The organism is Propylenella binzhouense (assembly GCF_009866965.1).
Classification (GTDB): domain Bacteria; phylum Pseudomonadota; class Alphaproteobacteria; order Rhizobiales; family Afifellaceae; genus Propylenella; species Propylenella binzhouense.
On the sequence record NZ_SPKJ01000013.1, the window covers coordinates 36944 to 56206 of the forward strand.

Genomic DNA, 19263 nt, shown 5'->3' on the forward strand with positions numbered 1-19263 from the left:
GGGTTCGGGCCGTTTCGAATCCCTACCTGGGTTGGTTCCGCCGCCGTTCAAGCGTGCGCGGGCCTTGAAACGAAGCCGAAACCCGATCCGCACGACGTGAAATCACGCGGAAGGAATTGAGGATCATGCTGCAAGCGGTCGAAAGGGAGGAAGACCCGATGCCGCAGCACATGCCGAACGCCTCGCAATGGCTCAGCCGGGACTACGGCTGCCCGGACGCCACCTCCGAGGTGAGCGGGATCGCCGGCTTCTACGCGCCGGCGAACCTCTCCGCGTTCGGAACGCGACCGGAGGCGCCAGCCCGCCCGGGTCGGTCGCCTGAGCCGCCTAAGCAGAGCTCCGCCACGTTTGCGCCACACAGGTTGACGACACTCGCCGCGGGGGAAGATGGCGTAAGTGCCGTGTCAGGATAGGTTATGCACACGCCTCTGGAAGTCGCGGTGACGATCAGTCTGCTGGTGGCGGACGCCCGGATGGCGGGCGCCGCGCTCGACATCGCCGCGCGAAGCGAAGAAATCTACGGTCATTTCGAAGCGACCGGCTACACCCTCGAGGAGATCCGGTCGACGCTCTGCGAAGAGGCCAAGGCCGCCGGCGTCCTGGTGAACTGAGGCTCCCGCCCGAGCGAGCCTCGCCGCCGGCAACGGCCCGATCGGCGCGTGCCCGATCCGGAGCAGAGCCGCTTCCCGTCCACGGCGTGCGCAAACGACTGTCTAATGTCCCATTGTGGAACGAACTGAGGGGCTACGGCCTTATCTCCCCGTTCGAAGACGAGGACGTCAGCCCATGCGCCGCCAAGCTCTCGCGATCATCGCCGAGCCCATCGCCGCAATCGCCGTCTGCGCGGCTCTCATCGCCGGCGCAAGTGCCTGGCCCGTGTTGCCGCATCAGAGCGCCGCGGTCAAGTCTGCCGGCGTGAGCGCGCACGAACGGACCGAATTCGCACCGGAGAGGCCCGCTTCGTTGCGGCCGGAGGTCGTCCCGGCCTCGCTCCAGCATCCGGACCGGGCGGACATCAAGGCCGCCGTCTCCACCTTCGTCTGGGCTCTTTCGAACGGGCAGAAGGAGGCCGTGTGGTCCTTCGCATCCGACGAGGACCAGGCGGGCTTCAAGACCGTCGACGACACCTTCCGCGCGATGGCCGGCGCCTTTCCGCCGCTCGCCTATGCGAGCGACATCGCGTTCGAGCGCGTCGACGTCAACGAGGAGGTTTCGACCGCCGTGTTCTACGTCAAGGACAAGCTCGGAATGCAGTGGCGCGCCGCGATCGACCTCGTCCAGGACATGGAAGGCCAGTGGAAGGTGATCGCCTGCGACGTCCAGCCGTCCCCCGGCGTCTCGATCTGAGCGGTTTCAGCCGATCGGCCGGAGGTCGCCCACCTCCCAGCCAGCCCGGAGTCCGGCCGCGAAGTTCTCGAACCGCCCTTCGTCGATCGCCGCGCGGATTCCGGCCATGAGCTGCTGATAGTACCAGAGATTGTTCCAGGTCAGCAGCATCGCTCCGAGCATCTCGCCCGCCCGGATCAGATGGTGGAGATAGGCGCGCGAATAGTCCCGCGCGGCCGGGCAGTCGCTCGCCTCGTCGAGCGGACGCGGATCGTCCGCGTGGCGGGCGTTCTTGAGGTTGACCTTGCCGCGGCGGGTGAAGGCGAGGCCGTGCCGGCCGGCCCGCGTCGGCATCACGCAGTCGAACATGTCGATCCCGCGCGCCACCGACTTCAAAATGTCGTCGGGCGTGCCGACGCCCATGAGGTAGCGCGGGCGCCCCTCCGGAAGGGCCGGAACGCAGGCCTCGATCATGGCGAGCATGACCTCCTGAGGCTCCCCCACCGCCAGGCCGCCGATCGCATAGCCGTCGAACCCGATGCCGGCCAGCGCTTCCGCCGACGCCGCGCGGAGATCCGTCTGGTCGCCGCCCTGGACGATCCCGAAGAGCGCCCTCCCCGCCGGCACGCCGAAAGCGGCCTTCGAGCGTTCCGCCCAGTCGAGCGAAAGCCGCATCGCGCGCTCGATGTCGTCGCGGGCCGCCGGCAGGCGGATGCATTCGTCGAACTGCATCACGATGTCGGAATCGAGGAGGCGCTGGATCTCGATCGAACGCTCCGGAGTGAGCCTGTGCTCCGAACCGTCGACATGCGAGCGGAAGGTGACGCCATCCCGGTCGAGCCGCCGGAGCTTCGCGAGCGACATCACCTGGAACCCGCCGGAATCCGTCAGGATCGGGTGCGGCCAGCGCATGAAGGCGTGCAGCCCCCCGAGCCTCGCGATGCGCTCCGCGCCGGGCCGCAGCATCAGGTGGTAGGTGTTGCCGAGCACGATGTCGGCGCCGAGAGCGCGCACCTGCTCCGGATACATCGTCTTCACCGTCGCCTGCGTCCCGACCGGCATGAAGGCAGGCGTGCGGATGGTCCCCCGCGGCAGGTCGATCGTCGCCGTGCGCGCCGCGCCGTCGCGTGCGGCGATCCGGAACCCGAGCTCACTCACGCGCTGTGGTCCGGATGGAGGAGGCAGGCGTCGCCGTAGGAGTAGAAGCGGTAGCCGTCCGCCACGGCATGGGCGTAGGCCGCCTGCATCCGCGCGAGGCCGGAGAAGGCCGCCACCAGCATGAAGAGCGTCGAGCGCGGCAGGTGGAAGTTCGTCATGAGGAGGTCGACCGCGCGGAACCGGTAGCCGGGGGTGATGAAGATGTCCGTCGCGCCGCTGAAGGGCCGGATCACACGGTCCGTCCCCGCCGCGCTCTCCAGAAGCCGGAGCGAGGTCGTCCCGACGGCGACGAGGCGGCCGCCGGCGGCCCGCGCGGCGTTCAGGCGCGCTGCCGCTTCCGGACGTATGACCCCGGTCTCCGAGTGCATCCTGTGCTCCCGGACGTCGTCGGCCTTGACCGGCAGGAAGGTGCCCGGCCCGACATGGAGGGTCAGGAACTCGGTCCCGATCCCCGCCTGCGCCAGCCGGGCGAGGAGCGCGGGCGTGAAATGGAGCCCGGCCGTGGGCGCTGCGACGGCGCCCGCCTCGCGCGCATAGACGGTCTGGTAGTCCGTGCGGTCGTCGGCGTCGGCCGGCCGGCGGGCCGCGATATAGGGCGGCAGCGGCGGCGCACCGAGGAGCGCCACCGCCTCGTCCAGGATCGCGCCCGCAAGGTTGAAGGCAAGGCGCACGCGACCGTCCGCCTCCTTCGCCTCCACCCGCGCCTCGAGCGCCCCGAGCAGGCAGAGATTGCTATCGTGCCCGAAGCGCAGGACGTCGCCCGGCGCAAGGCGCCGGCCCGGCTTCGCGAAGGCGAGCCAGGTCGCCTCGTCCAGGCGGTCCGCGAGAGTGACCCCGATCTCGAGCGTGGGGGCGCCCTCGCGGTGACGCCGGCCGGCGAGCTGGGCCGGGATCACCTTCGTGTCGTTGAAGACGAGCACGTCGCCGGCCCTGAGGAGGCTCGGCAGGTCGGCGACGGTCCGGTCCTCGAACGGCCGCTCCGGCGCCACGACGAGAAGGCGCGCCGCATCCCGCGGCCGCGCGGGGCGCAGCGCGATCCTCTCTTCCGGCAGGTCGAAATCGAACGCGTCGAGGCGCATCGCGGTCCGGCGGGACGGGGGCGGGACGGCTCAGGCCGCGTCGGCAGCGACGCGCATCGAGACGATGCGGTCCGGGCTCCGCGGAGGCTCACCGCGCTCGATCGCGTCGATGTTCTCCATGCCTTCCACGACCTCGCCCCAGACGGTGTACTGGCGGTCCAGCCAGGGCGCGTCCGCGAAGCAGACGAAGAACTGGCTGTCGCCGGAGTCCGGATCCATGGCGCGCGCCATGGAGACCGTGCCGCGCTTGTGCTTCTCGGTTGTGAACTCCGCCTTCAGCTTCCGGCCGGAACCGCCGGTGCCGGTGCCGCGCGGGCAGCCGGTCTGGGCCATGAAGCCCTCGATGACGCGGTGGAACTTGAGACCGTCATAGAAGCCCTCGCGGGTCAGTTCCTTGATCCGCTCGACATGGCCCGGCGCGAGATCGGGCCGAAGCGCGATCACGACCGGTCCCTTGCTGGTCTCCATCAGGAGCGTGTTCTCGGGGTCCCTGATTTCGCTCATTTCAAGCATCCTTCCTATTTGCCGTCCGCGGCGACGCGCAGGCGAATGATCTTGTCTGGGTTGCTGACCATGCCGTTGGCGCTGCGATCACCCTTCTTGATCGCGTCGACGGCGGCCATGCCGTCGACCACCTCCCCCACGACCGTGTACTGGCCGTCGAGCGACGGCGCAGCGTCGAACATGATGAAGAACTGGGAGTTCGCGCTGTCCGGATCCCGCGCGCGGGCCATGCCCACGACGCCGCGGACGAACGGCGCGTCCGAGAACTCGGCCTTCAGGTCGGGCAGCTCGGAGCCGCCGGTTCCGGTGCCGGTCGGATCGCCGGTCTGCGCCATGAAGCCGTCAATGACACGGTGGAACACGACCCCGTCATAGAAGCCCCGGCGCGCCAGCGTCTTCAGGCGCTCGGCATGGCGGGGTGCGAGGTCGGGGCGGAGCCGGATGGTCACGTCGCCGTCCTTGAGCGTCATTATGAGCGTGTTCTCCGGATCGGCCTTCGTCTGCGCGAGCGCCGGGGCGGCCGAGCCGAGGACGAGCGCCATCAGGGCTGCGATCAATGGGAAGCGGATCATGGCGATCTCCTTGTTGCCGGCGGACGCTGCCCGATCCGCAACGTGATCGACGCGCCCGCGATCCTTCGGGTTCACTCCGGCCGGGCGAGGGCTCCGCGCGCGGCGAGAAGGTCGGCGACGGCCGGGGGCACGAAGGGCCGGATGTCTCCGCCCATCGAGGCCACCTGGCGCACCAGCGTGGCGGTGACATGGCGCGCCTCGGGGCTCGCGGGAAGAAACACGGTCTGGATCTCAGGCGCCAGCGTCCGGTTCATCCCGGCCATCTGCATCTCGTAGTCGAGGTCCGTGCCGTCGCGGAGCCCCCGGATCAGAAGCGTCGCTCCGATCTCCCGTGCAAACGCGATGACGAGGCCCTCGAAGGTCCGCACCTCGAGCGCGACGCCCGCCTGCGCGGCAAGGGGCGCCGCCACCCGTTCGATCAGGTCAAGCCGCTCCCGCGTCGAAAGGAGCGGCGTCTTCGACGGATGGACGCCGACCGCGACGACGAGCCGGTCGCAGACGCCAAAGGCCGCCTCCAGCATGTCGAGATGGCCGTTCGTGATCGGATCGAAGGATCCGGGATAGACCGCGATGCGCAGCCGCGGGCCTGTGCCGTCCTGCCCGGCCGCGCTCATTTGCCTGTCGGGAGACTTGCGTCGCCCTCCTCCAGGCCGCCCTCGTCCCCGGCAGGCTCCGAAATGCGCTCCACGGAGACGACCTTCTCCTCGGTCGCCGTGTTGAAGATGCGCACGCCCTTCGACGTCCGGCTGGCAAACCGGATCCCTTCCACCGGGACACGGATGAGCGTGCCTCCGTTCGAGACCAGCATGATCTGGTCGCCCGATTCGACGGGGAAGGCAGCGACCAGCGAGCCGATCTCGTCGAGCTTCGCGATGTCGGTCGCGCGGATGCCCTTGCCGCCGCGGCCCGAGATGCGGAACTCGAACGAGGATGAACGCTTGCCGTAGCCGCGCTCGTTCACCGTGAGGACGAACTGCTCCGCCGCGCCCATCTCGGCGTAGCGCTCCTGGGAGATATAGGCCTCGCCGGTCTCGCCCTCGGTTTCCTCGATCGTCTCGGCGGCATCCGCAGCCGATTCCTCCGCCTCCTCGCCGGTAGCGGCGCGCCGGATCGCGGAGGATTGCTTCAGATAGGCGATCCGCTCCGCCGGCGTGGCGTCGAAATGATGCAGGATGCTGAGCGAGATCACCCGGTCGCCCGCCGCGAGCGCGATGCCGCGGTTGCCGAGCGAGGTGCCGGTCGCTCCGTTGCCGCCGAAGACGCGGATATCGCCTGCGCGGAAGCGGATGCACTGGCCGAAAGCGCTCGTCAGCAGCACGTCGTCGTTCTCCGAGCAGAGCTCGACGCCCACGATGGACTGGCCCGGATTCTCGAACTCCATCACGCGCTTGCCGAGGCTCGTCCGGGGTACGCAGTCCGACAGGTTGTTGCGCCGGATCGAGCCGACCGAAGTCGCGAACATGACGTACCGTTCAGTCCAGAGCGCCTCGTCGTCCGGAAGCTGCAGCACCGAAGTGATGCGCTCCCCCTCCTCGAGCGGGAGCAGGTTGACGAGCGCCTTGCCGCGCGCCTGCGGCGCCGCGAGCGGCAGCCGCCAGACCTTCATCCGGTAGACCATGCCGCGCGAGGAGAAGAACAGGAGCGCGGTATGCGTGTTGGCCACCAGGAGCTTGGTCACGAAATCCTCGTCCCGGGTCGACATGCCCGAGCGGCCCTTGCCGCCGCGCCGCTGCGCCCGGTACTCGGAAAGCGCGACGCGCTTGATGTAGCCGGCATGGCTCACCGTGACGACCATATCCTCGCGCTGGATGAGGTCCTCGTCCTCGAGGTCTGCGCCGCCTTCCACGATCTCCGTCCGTCGCGGCGTGGCGAACTCGTCGCGGACGGCGCGCAGCTCGTCGGAGATAATCGCCATGATGCGGGAGCGCGAGCCTAGGATCTCGAGATAGTTGCGGATCTCGGCGGCGAGCTTTTCGAGCTCGTCCGCGATCTCGTCGCGCCCGAGCGCGGTCAGGCGCTGAAGCCTGAGGTCGAGGATCGCGCGCGCCTGTTCCTCCGACAGCCGGTAGGTGTTGTCGGTCGAGATGACGTGGCGCGGATCGGCGATGAGCTGGACGAGCGGGGCGATGTCCCTCGCCGGCCAGTCGCGCCCCATCAGGCGCTCGCGCGCGGTCTGCGGATCGGGCGAGGTGCGGATGAGGTGGATCACCTCGTCGATATTCGCGACGGCGATGGCGAGCCCGACCAGCACGTGGGCGCGATCCCGCGCCTTGGCGAGCAGGAACTTCGTGCGCCGGCTCACCACCTCCTCGCGGAAGGCGACGAAGATCTGCAGGATGTCGCGCAGGCCGAGCTGCTCGGGCCGGTTGCCGTTGAGCGCGACGAAGTTCGCGCCGAAGCTCGTCTGGAGCGGCGTGAAGCGGTAGAGCTGGTTCAGCACGACGTCGCCGACCGCATCGCGCTTCAGCTCGATGACGACGCGCACGCCCTCGCGGTCGGATTCGTCGCGGATGTCCGAGATGCCCTCGATGCGCTTCTCGCGAACGAGCTCCGCGATCTTCTCGATCATCGTCGCCTTGTTCACCTGGTAGGGAATTTCGGTGACGACGATTGCCTCGCGGTCGCGCCGGTTCGTCTCGAAGGAGACCCGGCCGCGCATCACGATCGAGCCGCGCCCGGTCTCGTAGGCGGACCGGATTCCCGCGCGGCCGAGAATGATGCCGCCGGTCGGAAAGTCCGGGCCCGGGACGATCTGCTGAAGCTCCGCCATCGTGAGCTTCGGATTGTCGATGAGCGCGATCGCCGCGTCGATCACCTCTGCGAGGTTGTGCGGCGGAATGTTGGTCGCCATGCCGACGGCGATGCCGCCCGCGCCGTTGACGAGGAGATTGGGGAAGCGCGCCGGAAGAACGGTCGGCTCGTGCGTGGAATCATCGTAGTTCGCGCGGAAATCGACCGTGTTCTTGTCGAGGTCCTCGAGCAGCGAATGCGCCGCCTTCTCGAGCCTGACCTCGGTGTACCGCATCGCCGCGGCGGGATCGCCGTCGAGCGACCCGAAGTTCCCCTGCCCGTCGATGAGCGGCAGGCGCATGGAGAATTCCTGCGCCATGCGCACGAGCGAATCGTAGATCGCGGAATCGCCGTGGGGGTGGTACTTACCCATCACGTCGCCGACGACACGCGACGACTTCTTGTACGACTTGTTCCAGTCGTAGCCGCTCTCGTGCATCGAATAGAGGATGCGACGATGGACCGGCTTCAGGCCGTCGCGCGCGTCGGGGAGCGCGCGGCTGACGATCACGCTCATGGCGTAATCGACATAGGAGCGCTTCATCTCCTCCGTGACGGAGATCGGCCGGATGTCACCGTCGCGGCCACCCGGCGGGGTCGTGGATTCGTCTGTCAATTTGGAATCGTCGATGGTTTCGAGACCGGCACGGTTCTAGCCCATTCGGGGCTTGTGCGCCAATCTTCACACCCTAGGATTTGTGTTCTCCGTCAACTACTTACAAGTGCCTTCCGAAAAAATAGCTGCGCCGGAGCAGGATCGGGCGCCTTCCGGGCCAAGATGCCGGTCCCGGCTGTCGCGCCGCCTCCGCCTCTGTCATTCTCCGCGCTCTCGCCCGAGAGGACCCCGTGCAGAGCTACATCTCGGCCTTCGTCACCATCTTCGTCACCATCGATGCCCCCGGGCTCGCTCCGCTGTTCCTCGCGCTCACCGCCGGAATGGCGCGCGAGGAGCGCAAGCATGTCGGGCTCCGGGCGGCCACGATCGCCTTCTGCATCCTCCTGCTCTTCGCCGTCGCCGGGACCGAGATCCTCAGGTTCTTCGGCATCACCATCCATGCGTTCAGGACGGCGGGCGGGCTGCTCCTGTTCTACATCGCCTTCGAAATGATCTTCGAGAAGCGCCAGCAGCGTCACGAGCGGAGCGCCGAGCGGGCCACCACGCTGGAGGAGATGCGCAATCTCGCCGTCTTCCCGCTCGCCATCCCGCTCATTGCAGGCCCGGGCGCGATTTCGGCGACCATCCTTCTCGGCGGCACGTTTCCCGGCCTGATCGAGCGGACCGCTCTCGTCGGCATCATCGCGCTCAACCTCCTCGTCGTCTTCGCCGTCTTCCTGCTCGCCGAACGCGTGGAAGGCTTTCTCGGAGCAACCGGGCGGATCGTGCTCACCCGGCTCCTCGGCATCATCCTGGCGGCGCTCGCCGTCCAGTTCGTGGCCGACGGGATCCTGGCCCTGGCCGGACGGAGCGGCTGACCGGAGGCGCGGCCCGGCCGAACGCGCCTGCATCACCGGCGGGACGGGCCTCGGCCCAGGCCCTTAGGCGCCGGCTGCCTGCCTGGCTTCCTTCACCCGCGCGCCGGCCCGAGGCGACGGTTGGACCGCATTGCCGCGGCCATCCCTGCGACTTCCCCTCCTCAGACCGCCGGAAATCTCCGATCCCGCGCCTCAGAACGGGATCTCGTCGTCGAGCTCGTCGCGGAACGAGCCGCGGCTTCCGCCCGCCGACCCGCCGCGCTCGACCGGCCCCGAACTGCCGAAATCCACCCCGCGACCCGACCGGTCCTCGACCTCGCCGGCGCCGGCACGGCCGTCGAGCATCGTCAGCTGGCTGTTGAAACCCTGCAGCACGACCTCCGTCGTGTAGCGCTCCTGGCCGGACTGGTCCTGCCACTTCCGCGTCTGGAGCTGCCCCTCGACATAGATCTTGGAGCCTTTCCGGAGATATTGCTCCGCGATCCGGCAGAGGCCCTCGTTGAAGATGACGACGCGGTGCCATTCCGTCCGCTCGCGCTGCTCGCCGGTCGCCCGGTCGCGCCAGCTCTCCGACGTGGCAAGCCGGAGATTGGCGATCGGACGGCCGTCCTGCGTCCGGCGGATCTCGGGATCGGCGCCGAGATTTCCGATCAGGATCACCTTGTTCACGCTTCCGGCCATGGTCCTCTCCTGCTGGTCGTCAGGCCCGCAGCGAGCCCGCCCCGCTTTTCCCCCAACCGGCTCCCGTCTGCAAATGGACGCTTGCAGGGGATATGTGTTCACTGTATGTTCGCATCCGTCGCAGGTCAACTGGATTCCGGGCCAGGCGGGAACCCGGCAATAGCGGGAGGACGGAATGGAGCAGCGGCTGAGCCTCGTCACTCTGGGCGTTGGCGATGTACCGCGCGCCGAGCGCTTCTATGCGGCGCTCGGCTGGCGCAAGGCCAACGATCATGCCGAGGTGGCCTTTTACCAGCTGAACGGCCTCGTGCTCGCGCTCTGGGCGCGGAGCGCTCTTGCCGAGGATGCGCGTCTGGAGGATGCGGGCTCGCCTTTCGGCGGGATCGCGCTCGCCTACAATACGCGCGATCGCAACGAGGTGGACACGGTGCTCGCGGAGGCCGAACAGGCGGGCGGCACGCTCCTGAGGCGGGCCGCACCGACGCCCTGGGGCGGCTATTCGGGCTATTTTGCGGATCCCGACGGCCATGTCTGGGAGGTGGCCTTCAATCCCGACTGGTCGATCTCCGCCGATGGGCGGACCACGCTCGGACGGTGAGCCCCGCGGCGCTTGGCCCGCCGCTCCGGCCTTTTGTGGGCGCTCCGGCGGCACTAGATAGGATCGGCGGACGGGATGCTGCGCCGCACCTTCGATCATCCGGTAGAGACATGACCGATCCGCTGAAGACGATCTCCATTCGCGGCGCGCGCGAGCACAATCTCAAGAACGTCGATCTCGACCTGCCGCGCGACAGCCTGATCGTGATGACCGGACTCTCCGGATCGGGGAAGTCGTCGCTCGCCTTCGACACGATCTACGCGGAAGGTCAGCGCCGCTACGTCGAATCGCTGTCCGCCTATGCGCGCCAGTTTCTCGAAATGATGCAGAAGCCGGACGTCGACCAGATCGACGGGCTGTCGCCGGCGATCTCGATCGAGCAGAAGACGACGTCGCGGAACCCGCGCTCCACGGTCGGCACGGTCACCGAGATCTACGACTACATGCGGCTCCTGTTCGCGCGCGTGGGCGTACCCTATTCGCCGGCGACCGGGCTCCCGATCGAGAGCCAGACCGTCAGCGAGATGGTGGACCGGATCCTCGCGCTGCCCGAGGGCACGCGGCTCTATCTGCTTGCGCCGGTCGTCCGGGGACGCAAGGGCGAATACCGCAAGGACCTCGCCGACTTCATGAAGAAGGGCTTTCAGCGGGCGCGGATCGACGGCACGTTCCACGAACTCGCAGAGGCGCCCGCGCTCGACAAGAAGCTGAAGCACGACATCGACATCGTGGTCGACCGCGTGGTGGTCCGGCCCGACCTCGGGACGAGGCTCGCGGATTCGCTGGAGACCGCGCTCGGCCTCGCCGACGGCATCGCGATCGCCGAGTTCGCCGACGAGACCGACGAGGCGGGCGCGCCGCGGCGGCTGGTCTTCTCGGAAAAGTTCGCCTGCCCCGTCTCCGGCTTCACCATCGCGGAGATCGAGCCCCGGCTGTTCTCCTTCAACAATCCGTTCGGCGCCTGCCCGACCTGCGGCGGGCTCGGCACCCAGCAGGGCGTCGATCCGGACCTCGTGGTGCCTGATCCGGACCTTACGCTCCGCGCCGGCGCGATCCATCCCTGGGCGAAATCGTCCTCGCCCTACTATCTCCAGACGCTTGAGGCTCTCGGCCGCCATTTCGGCTTCAAGGTGAGCGACCGCTGGTCGGAGCTCGGCGAGGCGGCGCAGAAGGCGATCCTCTACGGAACCCGGGAGAAGATCGCCTTCGTCTATGACGACGGGCTGCGGTCCTACCAGACGAGCAAGACCTTCGAAGGTGTCATTCCCAATCTGGAGCGGCGCTGGAAGGAGACGGATTCGGCCTGGGTGCGCGAGGAGATCGACCGCTTCATGTCCGCCGCCCCCTGCCCTGCCTGCGGGGGCTACCGGCTGAAGCCGGAGGCGCTCGCCGTCAAGGTCGGCGGGCTCCATATCGGCAAGGTCGCCGAGATGTCGATCCGCGGCGCGCGCGCCTGGTTCGGCGCGCTGCCGGAACGTCTAACCGACAAGCAGCGCGAGATCGCGACCCGAATCCTCAAGGAGATCCGGGAGCGCCTCGCCTTCCTGGACGATGTCGGCCTCGACTATCTGACGCTCGCCCGCTCGTCCGGAACGCTCTCGGGCGGCGAGAGCCAGCGCATCCGCCTTGCCTCGCAGATCGGTTCGGGGCTGACCGGGGTCCTCTACGTGCTCGACGAGCCGTCGATCGGGCTGCATCAGCGCGACAATGCCCGCCTCCTGGAAACCCTGAAGCATCTCAGGGACCTCGGGAACACGGTGATCGTCGTGGAGCACGACGAGGACGCGATCCTCGCGGCCGACCATGTGGTCGACGTCGGACCCGGCGCGGGCGTGCATGGCGGCGAGATCATCGCGCAGGGCACGCCCGCCGAGATCATCGCGAATCCGCGCTCGCTGACCGGCCGGTACCTGTCGGGCACGCTCGCAATCCCGCAGCCCGAAGCGCGGCGCGAGGTGTCGGACGCCCGCCGCCTCCGCGTCGAGGGCGCCTGCGGCAACAATCTGAAGGACGTCACTGCCGAGATCCCGCTCGGCACCTTCACCTGCGTCACCGGCGTCTCGGGCGGCGGCAAGTCGACGCTCCTCATCGACACGATCTACAAGGCCGTCGCGCGCCGGCTGAACGGCGCCCGCGAGCATGCCGCGCCCCACGGGGCGCTCACCGGGCTCGAGTTCCTCGACAAGGTCATCGACATCGACCAGTCGCCGATCGGCCGCACGCCGCGCTCCAACCCGGCGACCTATACCGGCGCGTTCACGCCGATCCGCGACTGGTTCGCGGGGCTCCCCGAGGCGAAGGCGCGCGGCTATCAGGCCGGCCGCTTCTCGTTCAACGTCAAGGGCGGACGCTGCGAGGCGTGCCAGGGCGACGGCGTCATCAAGATCGAGATGCACTTCCTGCCGGACGTCTACGTGACCTGCGACGTCTGCAAGGGCAAGCGCTACAACCGGGAGACGCTCGAGGTCGCGTTCAAGGGCAAGTCGATCGCCGACGTGCTCGACATGACGGTCGACGAAGGCTGCGCGTTCTTCGACGCCGTCCCGGCGATCCGGGACAAGCTGAGGACGCTCGCCCGCGTCGGGCTCGGCTACATCCATATCGGCCAGCAGGCGACGACGCTGTCGGGCGGGGAGGCGCAGCGCGTGAAGCTCGCGAAGGAGCTCTCGAAGCGGGCGACCGGCCGCACCCTCTATATCCTCGACGAGCCGACGACCGGGCTGCATTTTCACGATGTCGCCAAGCTCCTGGAGGTGCTCCACGAACTCGTCGACCAGGGCAACACGGTCGCGGTGATCGAGCACAATCTGGAGGTCATCAAGACCGCGGACTGGATCATCGATCTGGGGCCGGAAGGCGGCGACGGCGGCGGCGAGATCGTCGCCTGCGGCCGGCCGGAGGACGTCATGGCCGAGCCGCGCTCCTATACGGGCCGGTTCCTGCGCGAGCTCCTGGACCGCCGTCCCGGCCAGGGCGAGGGGCGGGCCGAAGCGGCCGAGTGAAGCGGGCTATTTCCGCGCCGGCGCCGCTCCTGCGCCGCGGGCCCGGATCGCCCGCGCGCGCCGGAACGGCCGTCCGTCGATCGCCGCGAGCCCGACGCCGATCAGCGCCATGCCCGCAAACTGACGGGGTTCGAGCCGTTCGCCGAGGATCGCCGCGCCGAGCGCGACCGCGCTGACCGGCACCAGAAAGGTGACGAGCAGCAGGTTGGTCGCCCCGGCCGTCGCGAGCAGGCGGAAATAGAGGATGTAGGCGAAGGCGGTCGAGACCAGCGCGAGCCCTGCAAGCGCCAGCCAGACGGCGGTCCCGGGCGCCGGAAGCTGCCACGGCCGGTCGGCCACGAGCGCGAGCGGGACGAGGATGGCGGCGGATGCGGTGATCTGGCCCGCCGCAGTGCCGATCGGCGTCAGCCCGAGCGCGCCGAAGCGTCTCCCGAAGACGCCGGCACAGGCGTAGCTGAGCGCGGCGGCAAGGCAGGCGAGCTGTGCCGGAAGATCGTGCCCGAGCCCGACAAGCGCGTCCGGTCCGATCATCACCGCAACGCCGGCGAAGCCGGCGGCAAGCCCCGCGATGCGCGCCGTCGTCAGCTTCTCGTCGGGCGTGGCGAAATGGGCCACGACCACGGTGAAGAGCGGCGTCGTGGCATTGAGGATCGAAGCGAGGCCGCTCGCGATCTGCGTCTGTCCCCAGACGATCAGCGCGAAGGGCAGGACGTTGTTGAGGACGCCCATCGCCGCGAACGCCGCCCAGACCCGGGGACCGGCCGGCCGCCTGGCGCCGAGAAGCGCGAGCACGGCCTGGAGCGCGAGGGCGGCAAGCGCGACCCGGCAGGCGACGATGGTGAGCGGCGGCAGGGCGTGCACGGCGATGCCGTTGAAGAAGAAGGACCCACCCCAGAGAATCGACAGCGTGACGAGCATCGTCCATTCGGTCGCGCCCATCACGCTGTTCGCCGCCCTCGCCATGCCAGAACCCCTTCCGCGACGGTGTCAGTAGCGCACCGACGCGGATGGGGCCGCCCGATTCATGCAGGCGTGTGACGGGAGCAATGCGCGCCGGGCAGACCAGCTCTGCCGTTCGCCGGCTGCCCAGTCTGGCAGCAAATGCCTATATCGACGCCATCCAAAGTCATAGATGAAGTGGAGGCGCGTCATGTCGCGCGCAATGTCGACCATCCTTACCAAGCTGCACCGCTGGCATCGCTACCGCCAGACGGTGCGCGAACTTGCTGCGCTTTCGAACCACCAGCTGAGCGACCTCGGTCTTACGCGTGGCCAGATTGAGAGCGTGGCGCGCAGGGCCGTGCAGGCCTGAAACGGCCGACGATACGGATTTGCGCTGAGGGGGCAGGCCGTGGCCTGCCCCTCTCGATTCGGGCGTCCGCGCCCGGCAACTCATGCGGGCCCGGCGGTCGCCGTCGCGGTCCACCGCCGCGACATGTCGCACCGGCCGGCGGAACGGCGCCGGATGCCTGCCGTTGACGTGCTGCAAATCCCGAATCGCAGGAGGTTCAGATGCAGTCGCTCGACGGCAAGCGGATTGCCATTCTCGCCACCCATGGTTTCGAGCAGTCCGAGCTCGAAGTACCGCTGAAAAAGCTGCGCGACGCCGGCGCCCAGGTCGACGTGGTCGCGCCGGAGGCGGGCGAGATCAGGGGCTGGGACAAGAAGGACTGGGGCGGCCCCGTGGCGGTGGACCGGAAGCTCTCCGAGGCGAGTGCGGAGGCTTATGACGCGCTGGTGCTGCCCGGCGGTCAGATCAACCCGGACCTGCTGCGCACCGACCCGGCCGCGCTCGACTTCATCCGCGCCTTCGATGCGCAGAAGAAGGTGATCGCCGCTGTCTGCCACGCGCCCTGGCTCCTGATCGAGACCGGCATTGCCCGGGGCCGGAACATGACCGGCTACAAGTCGATCCGGACCGATCTCGCCAATGCCGGCGCCAAGGTCCACGACGAACCGGTCGTGGTCGACCAGGGCATCGTGACGAGCCGCAATCCGGGCGATCTCGACGCCTTCTGCGACAAGATCGCCGAGGAGGTGAACGAGGGGCGGCACCGCCAGCGCCAGGCGGCCTGATCCCGGACCGGACCGGCGCGCGGGCTCCAGCGCTTGCGGGGCCCGCGCCGGCTCGGCCATAAGGGCTGGATGTCGAACGCTCTTCCTGTTCACGTCGTGGGTGCCGGCCTCGCCGGCTCGGAGGCCGCCTGGCAGCTGGCCCAGGCCGGCGTGCCGGTGATCATCCACGAAATGCGCCCCACGGCGATGACGCCGGCGCACCGGACCGGTGCGTGGGCAGAGCTCGTCTGCTCGAATTCGTTCCGATCCGACGATGCCGAGAACAACGCGGTCGGCGTCCTCCATGCCGAGATGCGCCGTGCCGGCTCGCTCGTGATGGCAAGTGCCGACGCGCACCAGGTGCCCGCCGGCGGCGCGCTCGCGGTCGATCGCGTGGCGTTCTCCGAGGCGGTGACCGCGGCGCTCCGTAGCCATCCGCTGGTCGCCTTCGAGCCGGGCGTGGTGGAGGCGCTCCCCCCGGCGGATTGGGGTCCGACGATCGTCGCGACCGGCCCACTCACCGCGCCGGCCCTGGCGGAATCGATCCGAGCCGAAACGGGTGCGGAAAGCCTCGCCTTCTTCGATGCGATCGCGCCGATCGTGCACCGCGATTCGATCGACATGGACGTGGCCTGGTTCCAGTCGCGCTATGACAAGCCGGGTCCGAGCGGGACCGGCGCGGACTACGTCAACTGCCCGCTCGACCGCGACACCTACCACCGCTTCGTGGATGCGCTGGCGCGGGCCGAAATCGTCGCCTTCCGGGACTGGGAGAAGGACACGCCCTATTTCGAAGGCTGCCTGCCGATCGAGGAGATGGCCGCACGCGGCCCAGAAACCCTGAGGCACGGGCCGATGAAGCCGGTTGGCCTCACGGACCGACATCGTCCGGACGTGAAGCCCTATGCCGTCGTGCAGCTTCGGCAGGACAACGCCCAGGGCACGCTCTTCAACATGGTCGGCTTCCAGACCAAGATGAAGCATGGCGAGCAGGTGCGCATCTTCCGGATGATCCCGGGCCTCGAGCGCGCCGAATTCGCGCGGCTGGGCGGCCTGCACAGGAACACCTTCCTCGATTCGCCGAAGCTCCTCGATCCCACGCTCCGGCTGAGGGCACGCCCGCATGTCCGCTTCGCCGGCCAGATCACCGGCTGCGAAGGCTACGTGGAATCGGCCGCGATCGGGCTGCTGGCCGCGCGCTTCACCATCGCGGAGCGCGGCGGCGCCGTCCCGCAGCCGCCGCCGGCGACCACGGCGCACGGCGCCCTCCTCGGCCATGTGACCGGCGCCGGCCGGCTTCCCGGCGACGAACCGGGAACGTTCCAGCCCATGAACGTGAATTTCGGCCTGTTCGCACCGATCGCGGAGCCGACGGGGAATGCGGCCGGGCGGCGCCCCAAGGGCAAGGAGAAGACGGCCGCCCGCAAGCAGGCGCTCGCCGCTCGCGCGCGCGCCGATTTCGCGGCCTGGCTGGATGCGCAGACCGGCCGCGACGCGGCCTAGAGCGGGCCGGTCCAGTCGCCGGCGCGGAGGAACAGCAGGAAGCGCCCGGCGAGACCGTTCCCGCCCGGCCCGGGGCTTGCCACAGTCTCGAACAGCATGCCGATCCGGCGCCCGCCGAGATCATGCTCCAAGAAGAGCGGACCCGGCACAGCCCGGTTCGCAAGGGCGGCGACGATGTCCGCTTCCGCGATCCGAAGGCTCGCGCCGTCCTGCTCGAACACGAGACCGCCCTCCTCCGTCCTGACCTGAAGCTCCCGCCCCGCCACGGCAATTGCGACCGCGGGCGCCGACATGCCCCATTCGAGCCACGGGACCACGATGTCGTAGCCCGCGACGGAGACGGGGCCGCGCGCGGACTGGTCGGCCGAGTAGCTCAGCCCCGCGGGGCTCGTCACCTGCACCGGCGCCGCGCCGAGGGCAGCGGCGACGCGTTCGAGGCGGTCGCGCCGCTCCGGCAGCCCCAGCGCCGGGACGATGTCGGGCGCGAGGGATGCGACGGCGTCGAGCCGGCCCACTTCGTCGAGAAGGGAAAGGATGGAGCGGACCTCCGCGGCCGCGGCGCGGTCGAGCGGCGCTCCGGTCGCGACCCCGCCCTCGCCGGACGCGGCGGAACGGGCGAGCACGGCCGCAAGCCGTTCGGTCTGGCTGCCGACCGTCGTCGCGATCATGCCCCAGGGGCCGAACGAGCCGAGAAGGAGAAGGAGCGCGGCCGCGGCCGGGATGACCCGGATGTCGCGGCGCAAGCGCCGGAATGCCTGCGCGGCGAGGACAATGACGAGAAAGAGCGCGAAGAGCGCCAGCGCATAACGCCGCGGGGTCATGCCCGCCGAGCCGATCCGGACCGATACGGCATAGGCGAGAAGCAGCAGGGGACCGGGCAGGATCACCGGCCAGCAGCGGAGGAAGAGCCGCGTGCTCGCGCGCGCAAAGGCCTCGAAAGGATCGGCCGCGAGCCTCAGCAGCAGTACCGCGGAGCCGAAGCTGAGCACCATCCAGCCGATCTGGTTCTTCGGCAGTTCGCCCGTGAGAAGGATCTTGAGGCCATAGACGTGAAGGAGCAGCGCATAGGCGACGAGAAGCGGCACGGCTACGAAATCGGAGAGCACCGCGATGCCGGCGACGATGAGGTCGCCGGGATCCACCGAGTCCGTATCCGGCATCGTCCGCGGGATCTGGGAAAGGGCGAAGAGCGGCCCGACGAAGCCGAGGCCCGTCACCCAGATGTGCCCGTAGGTGTCGCCCGGGAGATCGACCTCGAAGAGATATTCGACGGAAGCGAGAATGGCCGAGACGCCGGCCAGGAACACCGCGACGGTGACGAGGGCGAGCGCCGAGACGTTGATGAGACGCCAGACGAATGCCCAGAATCCGGCGCTGCGGGCTCCGCTATAGGCCGCGAGCGGGACGAGGAGGAAGAGTGCGCCCGCCACCGCGAGCGGCGCGATCATCAATTGCTCCGCCCACCAGGTCGCGGCCGCCGCGGCAAGGCCCGCAAGGACCGAGGCGAGGACCCGCCTGCCGGCCGCCATCCTCCGCGATTCGGCGAGGAGGACGGCCACGAGGCCGGCGAGTGCCGCCGAGCCCATTGCGAGCGCGAGGCGCTCCAGGAGCTTGGGGGAAAGGGCATTCGGATCCGCGACCTGCCAGTTTCCGACGGCTGTCAGGGCGGCGATCGCGACCACCGTGACGGGGAACCGCGCCAGTCCTGCGGCGAGATCGCCGGGTGCCGCCCATAGGCGCCGGAATGCGCCGAGGCGAAGGCTCACCGGAGGGCGCTCCCGATCCTGCGGCGGCCGCCGACCCTCCGGGTCGCCGCCGCCGCCGTCATGCGGGCGAGGATTGCGAAGTCGCCGGGCGGGCCTGAGCCTGCGCGGGCGGCGATCGGCCGGACGGCGGCGAGCGGCAGGAAGGCCGGAAGCGCGTCCGGCGCCACGCCTGCGAGCGCGCGGTTGGCGGCCTCGAGATCGTCCAGCGCCGCGCGGGCGATGATCGACGGATCGCTCTCGCCTCCCGTTCCGGACCCGGCTCGGCGGGCAAGCTGCCGCGCCTTGTCGTAGGCACCCCCGGCCGCGCTGCTCGCCTCCGCGAGCGGCCCGCCCGAGGCCCCGAGCAGGCCGGCGGCGGCGCGGAACAGGAGCGCCTCGGGTTCGTCGCGGATCGCCTCCTCCGCTCCGGGCTCGTGATAGAGCTCAAGGCGGCGGGCGGCCACGATCCCCTGAAGCGCGGCCGGATCGAGCCGATGCTCCCCGATCGCGTGCGCAAGTTCCCGGAGAAGCGGCGTTGGCGCCGCCGCCCCCTGCCCGATCGCCGAAAGCTGGTCCTGCCACCATTGCAGCCGGATCTCGCCGAGAAGCGGCTCGCGCACCCGCGCCGCCAGCCGGCCGAGCTCCGCCGCGAAGGCGTAGAGCGCGAAGAGCGCCGGCCGCGACCCGGCCGGCGCGAAGAGCGTCGCGAAATAGCGCGGCCGGTCGGCCGCCCGCACCAGCCCGGCCGACCCGGAATCCGGGCCCGGACCGGGTACC

Annotated in this window: 18 protein-coding genes; 8 read left to right on the forward strand and 10 right to left on the reverse strand. The window is 69.4% G+C overall.

The annotated features are described in order from the left end of the window. Positions 1-416: 416 nt before the first annotated feature. Entirely contained in the window at positions 417-611 is a 195-nt protein-coding gene (locus E4O86_RS06400; RefSeq protein ID WP_161139692.1) for a hypothetical protein, read from the forward strand. A 175-nt stretch (positions 612-786) separates the two neighbouring features. Beyond that, a complete protein-coding gene (locus E4O86_RS06405; RefSeq protein ID WP_161139693.1) occupies positions 787-1347 on the forward strand; it encodes a DUF4864 domain-containing protein in 561 nt (186 codons plus the stop codon). 6 nt (positions 1348-1353) lie between these two features. On the opposite strand, the gene tgt is transcribed toward E4O86_RS06405, so the two are convergent. From tgt to gyrA, 6 genes are all read right to left on the reverse strand, one after another. Then, positions 1354-2484, reverse strand: a complete 1131-nt coding sequence (gene tgt, locus E4O86_RS23485; RefSeq protein ID WP_161139694.1) for a tRNA guanosine(34) transglycosylase Tgt — start codon at positions 2482-2484, stop codon at positions 1354-1356. Further along, positions 2481-3563 (reverse strand): tRNA preQ1(34) S-adenosylmethionine ribosyltransferase-isomerase QueA, encoded by a 1083-nt coding sequence (gene queA, locus E4O86_RS23490; RefSeq protein ID WP_161139695.1) that lies wholly within the window; start codon positions 3561-3563, stop codon positions 2481-2483. The genes tgt and queA overlap by 4 nt, the downstream gene beginning before the upstream one ends. Before the next feature lie 30 nt (positions 3564-3593). Then, positions 3594-4067 (reverse strand): peptidylprolyl isomerase, encoded by a 474-nt coding sequence (locus tag E4O86_RS06420; protein ID WP_161139696.1) that lies wholly within the window; start codon positions 4065-4067, stop codon positions 3594-3596. A gap of 14 nt (positions 4068-4081) precedes the next feature. After that, positions 4082-4639, reverse strand: a complete 558-nt coding sequence (locus E4O86_RS06425) for a peptidylprolyl isomerase (protein ID WP_161139697.1) — start codon at positions 4637-4639, stop codon at positions 4082-4084. A 71-nt stretch (positions 4640-4710) separates the two neighbouring features. Continuing rightward, complete coding sequence (coaD, locus tag E4O86_RS06430; RefSeq protein WP_161139698.1) at positions 4711-5253, reverse strand: pantetheine-phosphate adenylyltransferase; 543 nt, start codon at positions 5251-5253, stop codon at positions 4711-4713. Next, on the reverse strand, positions 5250-8045 hold the full coding sequence (gene gyrA / locus E4O86_RS06435; RefSeq protein WP_161139699.1) for a DNA gyrase subunit A: 2796 nt from the start codon (positions 8043-8045) through the stop codon (positions 5250-5252). The genes coaD and gyrA overlap by 4 nt, the downstream gene beginning before the upstream one ends. A gap of 230 nt (positions 8046-8275) precedes the next feature. Here gyrA and E4O86_RS06440 point away from each other — a divergent pair, with 230 nt between their 5' ends. Then, positions 8276-8902 carry a MarC family protein gene (locus tag E4O86_RS06440; RefSeq protein WP_161139700.1) on the forward strand — a complete coding sequence of 209 codons (627 nt, stop codon included), beginning with the start codon at positions 8276-8278 and terminating at the stop codon, positions 8900-8902. Positions 8903-9094: 192 nt separating this feature from the next. Here E4O86_RS06440 and E4O86_RS06445 read toward each other — a convergent pair whose 3' ends face one another. Next, entirely contained in the window at positions 9095-9583 is a 489-nt protein-coding gene (locus E4O86_RS06445; RefSeq protein WP_161139701.1) for a single-stranded DNA-binding protein, read from the reverse strand. 175 nt (positions 9584-9758) lie between these two features. Between E4O86_RS06445 and E4O86_RS06450 the strand changes: the two genes are divergently transcribed. After that, a complete protein-coding gene (locus E4O86_RS06450; protein WP_161139702.1) occupies positions 9759-10181 on the forward strand; it encodes a VOC family protein in 423 nt (140 codons plus the stop codon). A 110-nt stretch (positions 10182-10291) separates the two neighbouring features. Beyond that, positions 10292-13183 (forward strand): excinuclease ABC subunit UvrA, encoded by a 2892-nt coding sequence (gene uvrA / locus E4O86_RS06455; RefSeq protein WP_161139703.1) that lies wholly within the window; start codon positions 10292-10294, stop codon positions 13181-13183. A 6-nt stretch (positions 13184-13189) separates the two neighbouring features. Here uvrA and E4O86_RS06460 read toward each other — a convergent pair whose 3' ends face one another. Beyond that, on the reverse strand, positions 13190-14146 hold the full coding sequence (locus E4O86_RS06460; RefSeq protein WP_161139704.1) for a DMT family transporter: 957 nt from the start codon (positions 14144-14146) through the stop codon (positions 13190-13192). Positions 14147-14315: 169 nt separating this feature from the next. Here E4O86_RS06460 and E4O86_RS06465 point away from each other — a divergent pair, with 169 nt between their 5' ends. The 3 genes from E4O86_RS06465 to trmFO all read left to right on the forward strand — a co-directional run bounded on the left by E4O86_RS06465 (position 14316) and on the right by trmFO (position 16741). Continuing rightward, on the forward strand, positions 14316-14495 hold the full coding sequence (locus E4O86_RS06465; protein WP_343039109.1) for a DUF1127 domain-containing protein: 180 nt from the start codon (positions 14316-14318) through the stop codon (positions 14493-14495). A 200-nt stretch (positions 14496-14695) separates the two neighbouring features. Next, positions 14696-15259: a type 1 glutamine amidotransferase domain-containing protein gene (locus E4O86_RS06470; protein ID WP_161139705.1), complete on the forward strand. Its 564-nt coding sequence runs from the start codon at positions 14696-14698 to the stop codon at positions 15257-15259. A gap of 69 nt (positions 15260-15328) precedes the next feature. After that, the gene (gene trmFO / locus E4O86_RS06475) at positions 15329-16741 is read left to right on the forward strand and encodes a methylenetetrahydrofolate--tRNA-(uracil(54)-C(5))-methyltransferase (FADH(2)-oxidizing) TrmFO (protein ID WP_161139706.1); all 1413 of its coding nucleotides are present in this window, start codon (positions 15329-15331) and stop codon (positions 16739-16741) included. On the opposite strand, the gene E4O86_RS06480 is transcribed toward trmFO, so the two are convergent. Together E4O86_RS06480 and E4O86_RS23155 are read right to left on the reverse strand one after the other, a co-directional pair. Further along, complete coding sequence (locus tag E4O86_RS06480) at positions 16738-18507, reverse strand: DUF4153 domain-containing protein (protein ID WP_161139707.1); 1770 nt, start codon at positions 18505-18507, stop codon at positions 16738-16740. The two genes, trmFO and E4O86_RS06480, sit on opposite strands and share 4 nt — an antisense overlap. Then, positions 18504-19223, reverse strand: coding sequence for a squalene/phytoene synthase family protein (locus tag E4O86_RS23155; RefSeq protein WP_343039110.1), 720 nt, complete (start codon positions 19221-19223; stop codon positions 18504-18506). Before E4O86_RS23155 ends, E4O86_RS06480 begins: the two co-directional genes overlap by 4 nt. Positions 19224-19263: the final 40 nt, after the last annotated feature.

Bases quoted from the DNA above. Each gene is read 5' to 3' on its own strand.
- queA (WP_161139695.1), bottom strand. From the start codon at position 3,563: ATGCGCCTCGACGCGTTCGATTTCGACCTGCCGGAAGAGAGGATCGCG.
- coaD (WP_161139698.1), bottom strand. From the start codon at position 5,253: ATGAGCGCGGCCGGGCAGGACGGCACAGGCCCGCGGCTGCGCATCGCG.
- E4O86_RS06450 (WP_161139702.1), top strand. From the start codon at position 9,759: ATGGAGCAGCGGCTGAGCCTCGTCACTCTGGGCGTTGGCGATGTACCG.
- E4O86_RS06445 (WP_161139701.1), bottom strand. From the start codon at position 9,583: ATGGCCGGAAGCGTGAACAAGGTGATCCTGATCGGAAATCTCGGCGCC.
- E4O86_RS06400 (WP_161139692.1), top strand. From the start codon at position 417: ATGCACACGCCTCTGGAAGTCGCGGTGACGATCAGTCTGCTGGTGGCG.
- E4O86_RS06405 (WP_161139693.1), top strand. From the start codon at position 787: ATGCGCCGCCAAGCTCTCGCGATCATCGCCGAGCCCATCGCCGCAATC.
- E4O86_RS06470 (WP_161139705.1), top strand. From the start codon at position 14,696: ATGCAGTCGCTCGACGGCAAGCGGATTGCCATTCTCGCCACCCATGGT.
- E4O86_RS06465 (WP_343039109.1), top strand. From the start codon at position 14,316: ATGAAGTGGAGGCGCGTCATGTCGCGCGCAATGTCGACCATCCTTACC.
- trmFO (WP_161139706.1), top strand. From the start codon at position 15,329: ATGTCGAACGCTCTTCCTGTTCACGTCGTGGGTGCCGGCCTCGCCGGC.
- E4O86_RS06460 (WP_161139704.1), bottom strand. From the start codon at position 14,146: ATGGCGAGGGCGGCGAACAGCGTGATGGGCGCGACCGAATGGACGATG.
- uvrA (WP_161139703.1), top strand. From the start codon at position 10,292: ATGACCGATCCGCTGAAGACGATCTCCATTCGCGGCGCGCGCGAGCAC.
- E4O86_RS06425 (WP_161139697.1), bottom strand. From the start codon at position 4,639: ATGATCCGCTTCCCATTGATCGCAGCCCTGATGGCGCTCGTCCTCGGC.
- E4O86_RS06420 (WP_161139696.1), bottom strand. From the start codon at position 4,067: ATGAGCGAAATCAGGGACCCCGAGAACACGCTCCTGATGGAGACCAGC.